Annotated in this window: 9 protein-coding genes; all 9 read left to right on the forward strand. The window is 39.6% G+C overall.

The window, feature by feature from the left end; genetic code table 11:
• Nucleotide 1 precedes the first annotated feature (1 nt).
• The 9 genes from F885_RS07920 (at nucleotide 2) to F885_RS07880 (ending at nucleotide 10,294) form a co-directional block, all read left to right on the forward strand.
• Nucleotides 2-1,078 (forward strand): PilW family protein, encoded by a 1,077-nt coding sequence (locus F885_RS07920; RefSeq protein WP_005317758.1) that lies wholly within the window; start codon nucleotides 2-4, stop codon nucleotides 1,076-1,078.
• 13 nt (nucleotides 1,079-1,091) lie between these two features.
• Nucleotides 1,092-1,850: a hypothetical protein gene (locus F885_RS07915; RefSeq protein ID WP_005317761.1), complete on the forward strand. Its 759-nt coding sequence runs from the start codon at nucleotides 1,092-1,094 to the stop codon at nucleotides 1,848-1,850.
• A gap of 12 nt (nucleotides 1,851-1,862) precedes the next feature.
• Nucleotides 1,863-5,984, forward strand: coding sequence for a pilus assembly protein (locus tag F885_RS07910; RefSeq protein WP_005317764.1), 4,122 nt, complete (start codon nucleotides 1,863-1,865; stop codon nucleotides 5,982-5,984).
• A 7-nt stretch (nucleotides 5,985-5,991) separates the two neighbouring features.
• Nucleotides 5,992-6,561, forward strand: coding sequence for a type IV pilin protein (locus F885_RS07905; protein WP_032859512.1), 570 nt, complete (start codon nucleotides 5,992-5,994; stop codon nucleotides 6,559-6,561).
• Entirely contained in the window at nucleotides 6,561-7,013 is a 453-nt protein-coding gene (locus F885_RS07900; RefSeq protein WP_005317770.1) for a type IV pilin protein, read from the forward strand. The genes F885_RS07905 and F885_RS07900 overlap by 1 nt, the downstream gene beginning before the upstream one ends.
• Nucleotides 7,014-7,385: 372 nt before the next feature.
• On the forward strand, nucleotides 7,386-8,033 hold the full coding sequence (locus F885_RS07895; RefSeq protein WP_005317774.1) for a GspH/FimT family pseudopilin: 648 nt from the start codon (nucleotides 7,386-7,388) through the stop codon (nucleotides 8,031-8,033).
• On the forward strand, nucleotides 8,030-8,518 hold the full coding sequence (gene pilV, locus F885_RS07890; protein ID WP_005317777.1) for a type IV pilus modification protein PilV: 489 nt from the start codon (nucleotides 8,030-8,032) through the stop codon (nucleotides 8,516-8,518). The genes F885_RS07895 and pilV overlap by 4 nt, the downstream gene beginning before the upstream one ends.
• Before the next feature lies 1 nt (nucleotide 8,519).
• Nucleotides 8,520-9,545: a PilW family protein gene (locus F885_RS07885; protein ID WP_005317780.1), complete on the forward strand. Its 1,026-nt coding sequence runs from the start codon at nucleotides 8,520-8,522 to the stop codon at nucleotides 9,543-9,545.
• On the forward strand, nucleotides 9,542-10,294 hold the full coding sequence (locus F885_RS07880) for a pilus assembly PilX family protein (RefSeq protein ID WP_005317783.1): 753 nt from the start codon (nucleotides 9,542-9,544) through the stop codon (nucleotides 10,292-10,294). The genes F885_RS07885 and F885_RS07880 overlap by 4 nt, the downstream gene beginning before the upstream one ends.

The following is a 10,294-nucleotide window of genomic DNA, read 5'->3' on the forward strand; positions in this document are numbered from 1 at the left end:
TATGAAAAAAATAAATTTTTTTAAAGGCCGAACTGTTTCTGCTGATATTGAGCCCTTTAGTAAAAAAAGATCTTATGCTAGAGAGTCTCAATCAGGATTTACTTTAATAGAACTGATGATAGCAATAACGTTGGGATTGCTTGTGAGCGCAGTTGCAATACAGCTTTTTCTAACGAGTCAACGGAGTATTACCACTCAGCAAGGGATGATGAATTTACAAAATACCACCCTTTTTGGCTTGGGGACAATGGTCAATGATATTCGGTTGGCCAACTTAAACTCTTCAGTACCCTTTGTTGATGATAACGTTTTGTATGGGGGGATCGTGTTATCTGAGCGAAATATTTCAGCGAATTTAGCAAGTTCTCCCCCTGCATTCTCTATCGATGAAAACCTTTTAACTCGTGGTGCAATTGGCCCTACAAACTTAGATATCAAGGATGCTGATGATCATATATTAGGCAGTGACCAATTGGTTATTCAATATCGCGTCAATACCCCAAATCAGTTTGATTGTGAAGGCACAAGTTTGCCTGAAAATGTTTATGTTGTTCAGCGCTATTTTTTACGCGCCGATACTAATCGTAATGATCCTAATCAACCTTTGGCTTTGGCCTGTAAAGCTGCACGTTATAACGAGAAAGAAGCGAAGGAAAATACTAGTTTAGGTTTAGCTGGAAACGGTGAAATTATCATACCCAGAGTTGATCATTTCAGTGTGCGTTTAGGCGTTGCTTATGATGGCGCGAATTCTGATTGCGATGCCATAACGGAAACAGATGCAAGCAGTGTTGTGACAGATCTGAAGCAAGATAGTCGTTTAGACTGCTTTAGCTATATGAATATCGAAGATTATCGAGCGTTAACAGGTAAAAAACCACAAATTGTATCTGTACAAATTGGTGTATTAGTGCGTTCCACAGATGTGGTTGGTCAGAATCAATTTTTTGATGCAAATCGAACTTATAGCGTTCTAAATATTGATGCAAAGTTGAAGGGTGATAATAACAATAAGCTATATCTCCGTAATGTAGTCACACAAACTATTGCGATCCGTAATGGTTTCGGAATTGAGTGAGAGGGACGATCATATGAATCAAATCAAAATGAAATCACAAGTTGGTTCGGTGTTAATCGTTGTGTTGGTAATGCTGGTCTTAGTTACCTTAGCAGGAACTTGGGCGATACGAGGAAGCATTACTTCCCTCAAAATTGCGACCAATGCTCAAGCTCAAGCGCTCTTAAAGCAAACAAGTGATTCTGTTTTCTTTACTTTAGAAAATCAAACAGATGATGAAGTCGTTTTCACAAACATGCGTATTGGGCAAGGGATGCTGAATTATGCGTTAAGGCCTGAAAATAAAGGGAAGGAGCTAGTGTTCTGTATTCGTGGCAATGTGAGTAATAATTTTTCTGGTAGTGGAATTGCAAGTGTTTCCTATTGGAATGATAACGGCACAATCAATAACACAGAAGAAGGAAAAAATGGTTTTTGCCAAATCAATCGTCAAATGGACTTTTTAAGTGGGCGCAATGCTGTAATGACACAGGTTTCGGTGAGACCCGCATCAAATGATCGAGACTGGGAGCATATGATGGAGGGGGATGATAAGGAAAGCTCAAAAAGTACAGGTATTCAAAAAGTTGCAATTACAGCCACCTCTATTTTACCTAATTTGAGTGATCATTCTAGTTCAGAAATTAACGGTTGTTTAACGAACTATACCAGTTTTGTTGATGAAGCCTTAAAAACCAATAAAACCGTTACAGATTGTTTGTCTGAAAAAAATGTTCCATATAGCACCCAGCAAATGGAATACACCATAAAAACTGTACGTGCATCCTCATAAGGAGAACAAATCATGAAAAAACTAGAAATTAAAAAGGTTTACCCAGATGATGCACAATCAGGGGCACAGAGACTTTATTGGTTAAACCAGTTTAAAGTAACAATCGTGACAGCGACGATTACGACTTTTATTTGCACAACGACTTATGCAGCAGATTTGGAGATTTATAAGATTCCTGAGGATAGTACTGGCGCGACTACTTTGATGATGATGCTTGATTTGTCCGGTAGTATGGCATGGGATATGGCTGGGAATAACACTAGTAACACTAGTAATAGCCGTCTAGGTATTCTCAAGAAAGGCCTAACAGATGTGCTATCTGGAACTCCTACTGTTCCAAGGGTGGATGATAAAATTGTTATGGGTTTATCTGTTTTTGAAGGTGATAACGGTCGCATTAGTATACCAGCAAAGGCTTTAGGGGAAAAAACGGGCAGAGAAGTACAAACAGGAGAGTTTTTTAAAAAACCACGTTGGCAATCCTATAATCGAAATATTCAAACTGGAACTGATAAAAAAGGAAAACCTATCTATACTAAAACTAGGTTCTATATTGAGTGTAAGCCACCATACGCTGATAATTATGATTGTTTAAGCTGGACAACAGAAACATCAAATCAACCTAATGGTTATAAAACTACAAGTCCGTTTATCACAAATACAAATACAGATTGCAAATATGGTGATTATAGTGATTGTATCTCTATATGGGAAAATATTCCTAAAATGAGGGATGAAACGCATAGGGATACATTGCTTGCAGAAATAAAAGGTATGAAGACAGGAGGGGGTACACCAACTGCCTATGCTTATGCGGAAGCAGGAGCATATATAATGGGTACAACAACCTTGGATGAAAGTGGGAACTTTCAAATTTATTTTGTTGATCCAAGCGATAATTATTATTTGACATGTCAAGCATGGAATGGAAATACATGTACCACATGGGGGTCGCAATGGACTAAGAGTTATCCCTATTCTAGTCAATATACTAAGACTGGTTCAGGGAGAGTAGGGCAGTATAGTGGTAACTATTACAGTGGAGCAAAACTTGATCCAAATACATATTCAGGGTGGTTGCAATCAGCATCTAACACAAAGAATGGTAATGTTTATGAGGCGCCTGCATCTATTCAAGCTCAATTAGGAGATAGTGAGTCTGCGAAGGCTAAAAAAGAATGTAGTGGGCAGGGAATTTATTTTCTAACTGATGGTGAACCTAACGCTGGTGGTACAGAGGTTGGTCGAGATGGTAAAACTGGTACTGCCTATAATTTAATGACCAAGTCTTTATCCACTAAAGGTGCGGGTTTTAGTTGTGCAAATAGCTCATTAGGCAATAGAGGCCCATACAGATATAATATCAATAGTTGGTCATGCATAGGTAATTATGCGAGGGCGCTCCTTGATCCAACAAAAAACCCTCTTGGTTTAACGATCAAAACGGTTATGGTTGGCTTTGGTAGCACTTTTTCTGGAACTGCTGGTTCAGATGTCCAAGATGCTAAAGATTGGGGTACATTGGGGGGAGGTGGTTGGGTTATTGGAACAAACTCAGAGGCTGTTGTAGAGAGTATAAATAAATTTATTAAGGAGCTTAATAAAGATATACCGAGTATGAGTACAGGTTCATCTACCGTTCCTATGGATGCATTAAATCCTGAAATTATTCAGCCTTATGCTTATTTTCCTCAGTTTGAACCAAAGATTAAAAAAGAAGATACACAGCAACTATGGTTTGGAAACGTCAAGAAATATTATGTTGTGAATAATGGCGTTTATTCAAATCCGAATGGAGGAGCTACAAATACGGTTGTTTTAAGAAGTAAGTTACAAGATTTGACGGATCAGTGGGCTAACTCAGACATTACTTACCCTGAAAATACGCCTATTTATAAAAAAGGTGGAGCGTTAAGTCAGTTATTACTGGGTACAGTTACCACAACAAATAATCAAAATCAGCAAAGTACCACAGCTGGTCGTAAGTTATTAACAGATTATGTATTTGACGGTACAAAAGCTGATGGTGAACAAATCAGTCGAACCTTTGACTTAAATCATATCGATTATACCTATACTACCAATGCAAAAACGCGAACTGATAACGCCAGTCGTGTTCGGGGGTTAATGGCTCTATTGGGATATAATATTAACTCTGATACAGCAACTGACGGACTAGCTTTAACAAATAATAGTGCGACATTACGTCAAATGGGAAGTGTTTATCATTCCTTACCTATATTATTAACCCAAGAAGGTAAGTCTGTAGCGACTCGAAATGCCACGACTAAAAAAATTGAGATCAGTACAACAGGTCGTCATGATTATGTGATGTTTGGTACAACACAGGGATTATTGAGTGTTGTTGATGCTGACTCTGGCGTGGAGAAGTTTAGTTTTGTCCCGAGTGAAATGATTGAGCGTCAGGCTGAAACGTTTAAGCAAAATGCGGGTAATTTATCGGGTGGGAAAAATGCGCTTTATTATGGGATGGATGGTGAATGGGTTGCACATACCGTTTATGTTACAGATAGTTCTGGAAAGCTAACAGTTCAAGGCGCAGTACGTAATGTCATTGGCTCCACCAAAGAAGAAAAAGAAAACCTAAACGGGAAGCAGTGGGTATATGGTGGTATGCGTATGGGGGGACGTAGCTATTATGCTTTGGATTTGACTGATATTGAGAATCCTAAACTTAAGTTTCATATTGACCCGAACACAGGCAAAGTATATTCCCAGAGTAACCCTGAAGGAAAAGATTTCTCTGCAATTGCAAATATGGGGCAGAGTTGGTCTAAACCAAAACTAGATTACGTGAATTGGAAAGGAAAGCGTAAGTTAGTAATGTTTGTTGGTGGCGGGTATGATGCTGGAGGAAATAATGGAGATGGTTTATGGGTAAATGGTATCCGTACGGGTTATGACGGGTATGAGAGGTATAACTATCAGCAAGACAATAAACGTGGTGCGGGTGTTTATATGTTTGACGCAGATAATGGTGATTTATTATGGTATGCCGATGCTAATGCAGACCCCGATCCTGAAACACCAGCATCTGGATCTGAAACATCTACCACAGCTGCAATGCCCCATTTAATTAATAATGATTTGAAATACAGTGTTGTCAGTGAAATTAAAACGGTAGACCGTAATAATGATGGGATGGTTGATCACATTTATTTTGGCGATTTAGCCGGTCAAGCATTCCGTATCGATTTTGGACGTAGTAAGGATGCATTTACGACACAAGGCACAAAAATTCTGAATTTACATAAAAGTGATGGTACGAGTCCTCGCTTCTATCTATCCCCTGTATTTACAGCACATCACAGCTCATATCGTAAAGAAGGAGCAGATGTTGTTGTAGTAAGTTTCATCTCTGGGAACAAAAGCTCACCATTGTTAGCAACGACTGATTCACCAGTTGCAACAGGGCAACAAAACTCAGATGGTTTACAATATGATGGTGTGTATGCGATTTATGATTATGATATTCACCCAGATGGTATTTTTTATCCAAAAACACATATTGCAGCCAGAACGTTGGCTGCAACAGATGCATCGACAGCATCTACGAGCCAATTAAAATATATTGGTAACGCCGCTCTTGCACGAGGTGACAATGATGATGTGCAAGTGAAAGGTGCTGTTGCAAATGCTGATACAGGTTGGGGGGGATGGTATTACCGCTTTGACAAAAAATTTAATCCAACATCAATTAATCCAGACGATCGTGATAATGCAGGTGCAAGTATAATAAAAGGGCTTTCGCCATTAATCGCTATGGAAGGAAACTTATACGTCACTATGTATGATGCGTCGAATAACGGGACGTCATCGAGCTGTGGTGCAGGGGTTAAAGGACATAGTTTTACGCAACGCTTATGCTTGCCAACAGGTGTTTGCGCTGAAGATGCAAATTATATTTATAATCTTGGTGCTGGGATTGTCAGTTTAAATGTTGGTTCTGTTGATGGAGGAAGTACTAAATCTGTCGTTGTGCCAGACCCAGATGATATTGGAGTCGGTTGCCGTGGTGCAGCATGTAACACAAACCAGAAATTTATTTTTGCTGGGGGGAATATGCGTTTTATTCCAAATCGGTGGTACGAACGCTATGCTAAGGCCAATTAACATGATTATGAAGAATCCACGCTCATGCACTTTGGGCTATCAGTTCAATCGAGGATTTACCTTAATTGAATTGATGGCAGTGGTTATGATCATTGCTCTTCTAGCGGCAATTGCGATTCCAAGTTATCAGCATTTTACACGCCGAGCCATTGCAGCACAGGCGCAGCAGGAAATGCAGAAGCTTGCTGAGCAATTAGAGCGGCATAAGTCTAGAAACTTTAGTTATAAGGGGTTTAATGCTAGTTATTTATATCCATTGCCTTTCGGGTCTTTAATTGATAGTTTTGATCCAATAGTACAAGTACTCACTTTGCCGTTACAAAGTGCAACAACACAATATACGGTCACTATTCTGGACGGAAGCAACGGTAATCCTCCATTAAACTCAACCAATGCAATTGGACAATCTTGGGCGATTACAGCGGTTAGTAGTGATGTTAGAAATTTTTCTTTCTTAATAACTAGTTCAGGATTGAAATGCAGAACAATCAGTCCTGATAATATCAACACTGATCCAGGATCTGATCTAGAACATCCTGATGAGATAGGTTGTGGTGCGGGGGGGGAGAATTGGTAATGAAGCATAAATATGGATTTACTTTGATTGAACTTATGATTGTTGTCGCGATTATTGCGATCTTAGCAGCAATCGCTTACCCTTCTTACCAAAAATATGTCAAAAGAACCAATAGGGCTAATGTACAGTCTTATATGATTGAAATGGCGAATCAATTAGCAAAATATAAAGTGGTAAATGGAAGTTATCGCAATGTCACAATAGTAAATATTGGTGGAGCCAATTATCCGAAGACAGGAGAGCAACTCTATTCGATTACGGTAAGGGACTCTAGTGGCCGATTATTAACAGCAGCAAATGCTAATGTTGCAACGTGGGAATTACGAGCGGTACCTATGGGAAGTATGGAGGAGGATGGGGATATTTGTCTAAATAGTGAAGGGCAAAAATTCTGGGAACATCGTGCCTCAGGTTGTGGTTTGACTCCTACCTCTAACTGGGATGGTCGTTGATTTCTTTTCCTGATTATTATAAAAAAAGCAAACCTCAGTGTTTGCTTTTTTAATGGCAGTTGATTTTGTGAACTATTTAATATTTTTAACAACAATAATTAATGAATGTGACCCATTTATCATTTATCTGCCCTTACCTACCTTTTATCTCTTAAAGGTGGATTTTGGTGCATTTTAGACGGAAATTGGTATTAAACATGAAAACAATCACGAAAATAACGTTCATCTTCTTAATATAACGATTTGATTTTACTGATTTAAAATTAAAGACCTGTAAGGGTTTTATAAAAATAATTTGTAGAATCAATGCTTAATAAAAAATTAATCAAAATGTTCGTTAAAACAAAAAGATTTGTGCATATGGAGGACTGTATGCAACAAGCACATGATGACTTACAGTCTCGCGCTACAGCTTCTTGTCTTATGATAGGGTCGAGTGTTGTCCAACATCACCCGTTCAACTTCGAGCGTAGCTCTCCATCTTGCACTCAGACAAAGCATAGCTTTGTTCATCTTCGTACTCGAAGCCTAGCTTCTCGTCTTGCGATAGGATCGAGTAATACTCGACAGTTTCCTATCTCAGGATTTACGTTGGTTGAGCTCATTATCACGATCGCTGTTTTAGCCATCATTGTTTTAATGGCAGCTCCTTCATTTGCAACCATGTATAGCCGACAAAAGCTTGAGTCTTCAGCACGTGAACTGGTGATGAAAATTTCAGAAGCCCGTAGTCAAGCTGTTTTATTACGACAAAGTACGGGAGTCTGTTTAGCCTCTTTATCCGACGACGATTGTGCTACAGCCATTGCCATTCCAAAAGCAGAAACACAACGAATCTTTATTGCACGTTTAGATCATGGTGTGACCAGTGCCAATAGCTCCTCGACCAATCTTAGCTTTAGACGAAATGGCAGCCTTGCAGCACAAAAGAATTTTATTTTAGAACGGGAAAATCTTTCTTACTGTATTCAGGTCGGGGTGATTGGAGATACAACAGTTAAAGAAGGAGCTTGCACATGAATATTCAAAAGCATAGCGGTGTCGGGCTGGTGGAAGTATTGGTTGCTCTTGTTTTATTGGCAATCAGTGTATTGGGTTTTGCTGCTTTGCAGTTAAGAGCAATTGATTCCAGTTTTGAAGCGAATAAACAGGTCTTGGCCACAACTATCGCGCGGGATCTTGCAGAACGTATGAGAGCGAATCCACAAGCAACTCGTGCAGGAAAATATAAGGTTAAAGCAGTCGAAGTTCCTAAAACTGATGTTTCAATGGTAGCAGACAAACCTGAAAAAATTGCCCTACAAGATTTACAGAATGCGGCACTGGAAGCAAAAAATAATGGGATGAACCTTGCTGTCGATCAATGCCCAACAGGAAATAACCGGCAATGTATTTATGTCGCGTGGGATCAGACTAATTTAGCAGGTGATCAAGGCATCGCAGCATGTATTAAAGACGGTGCTTATGTTTCTGGATCACATTGTTTGTTCTTGGAGGCATATTGAAATGGAAATAGGCCTCTTAAATCTAAAACATAGTAAGGGTCAGGCAGGATTTACCCTGATCGAGCTGATGATTTCACTGACATTGGGTTTGTTGATTGTCGCTGCTGCGATTCAACTTTTTATTACAGGGATCACCAGTTATAAGCTACAAAAAGCGATGGCACATATCCAAGATAATGCCAGTCTGGGTTTAAATTTCATTGTGGATGATATTCGTAAGGCCAATCTCAGTTCACCTATGCCTGCGATTAATGATCAAACAAGTTATGCAGGAATTTTGCTCAGCTCAAATAATGTGGGTGAAAAAATTGACCTGAATTGTACGGATTGTTTCTCGAATAATCAGATTGCTAGTTTTGGTAATGCCAATGTTACTGGACTAACCAATGACCAATTGCTGATTCGTTATCAGGCACCTCAAGGTGGGATTGATTGCTCGGGACAGGATGTTGCAAGCGGAACTTTTGTGGTACAGCGCTATTATGTTGGTTCGACCTCAACGGATGCACGTCAATCTTTACGTTGTCAGGCTGCACAATATACGCAAGCAGTACTTGATAGCAAAACCACAACAGATCGTTTGAAGCTCGCTTGGAGTACAAGTCAGGTGATTTTGCCGAATGTAGATCTTTTCCAAATTCGTTTGGGGTATATGGATGGAGATCTCAACAGTGCGAACAGCATGTTGGCCTATACGGATGTTAAAAACTATATGGCTTTGACGGCCGCCAAAAAGAATGTAGATGGAGTAACACAGACGGTTCGTCCTTATGTCCATGCGATTCAAATTGGCGTTTTAGTTCGCTCTGATGATAAAACTGGCAATCAGTCAGTCATTAAACAAAGAAATAAAGAGCCATTCCAGATTCTTGGAACAAAAGTCAATCTCACGCCAGCTTCTCAGGATAACTATTTACGACAGGTCGTTGATCAAACGATTGCTTTAAGAAATGCGATGGGGTGGGTTTCAGAAGGCTGTGACAGTAGTAAAAGCACAAGTTGCACAAATGGGGGGGCTGGCACATGAGATATGCTCAACGCGGTTCAACATTGATCGTTGTATTGATGATCGTACTCATGATCACGATTGTGGGGACATTGGCGATCCGTCAAAGTATCAGTTCACTCAAGTTGGTGAGTAATCATCAAATACAAACGCTATTGGCGCAAAATGCAGATGCTGCACTGATGTATTTTCAAGATCCAAATACGCAGCAGAATTTGGCTTCGGCCAATGGCGTTGTCGGGTTCTTTAAAAATGAAAATAACAAAAATGCGGAATTGGTGTTTTGTTTCTCGGGTTCAGAACCATTTGCATTAAGTAAAGCGGCTTACCGCTTAAATAGTACGACTTTTGAGCCGATGTCAAGCAATAGTGGTGCTTGTAAAGTTGATCCTAGCAATGCCACGAATGATACAGCATCTCAGTCGAGTGGTCGTAAACAAGTGGTTACACAGGTTTATATTAAAAGAGAAATCGGATCTACAGTCCCTTTTGCAGATTTGTCCCGTGGGACAGAGGTGTTGGGTGCAAAAACTGAAAATAATATTCGCTTACGTGTCTATGTTGTATCTGTCATGCAGGGCTTACTCACCTCTGATGCTCTGTTTACTGCAGATAACGATATTAAAAAGGGCTGTTTAACCAAAAGTATTGATAACAACGGCGCAAATGATGTTGCTACTTGCTTAAAACAAAATACAGAAAAACCGATATATAACATACAAGTCGCAGAATATCGTTTCTTGTCTGACTTTGAACCTTCGAGTTCATAA

The sequence above is a fragment of the Acinetobacter higginsii genome, assembly GCF_000369845.1.
Lineage (GTDB): Bacteria > Pseudomonadota > Gammaproteobacteria > Pseudomonadales > Moraxellaceae > Acinetobacter > Acinetobacter higginsii.